Here is a 255-nt window from a genome sequence, read left to right as displayed (position 1 = left end):
CACACCCACGCTGGAGCCGCCCGCCCCCGCCGAGGCGTTCGCCTCGAACACATCAAGGTGCTGGCCGTTGCTGCCCACGATCGTGGGCTGCGCCAACTTGGCCGGATCCACCGGCGTCGGGCTCGCCGCCGTCACCACCGGCGCGGCGACACCGAGATCGTCCTGCGCCGCCCGCAGCGTCAGCGACGACACCGTGTAATGATCCGCGCTCACCCCGGAGATCGCCCCGGCCGGCGCCGTCGACCAGGCAATGCC

At 72.9% G+C, this 255-nt stretch carries 1 protein-coding gene; it reads right to left on the bottom strand.

Going from position 1 to position 255, the window contains the following annotated elements:
* Positions 1-255 (bottom strand): hypothetical protein (locus G8O24_RS47485; RefSeq protein WP_188108483.1); only part of this gene is annotated, 255 nt, incomplete at both ends.

The sequence above is a fragment of the Bradyrhizobium campsiandrae genome (assembly GCF_014529705.1).
GTDB lineage: Bacteria > Pseudomonadota > Alphaproteobacteria > Rhizobiales > Xanthobacteraceae > Bradyrhizobium > Bradyrhizobium campsiandrae.
The sequence above is the reverse complement of the archived record's forward strand: the minus strand, read 5'-3'. Positions and strand labels throughout refer to the sequence as shown.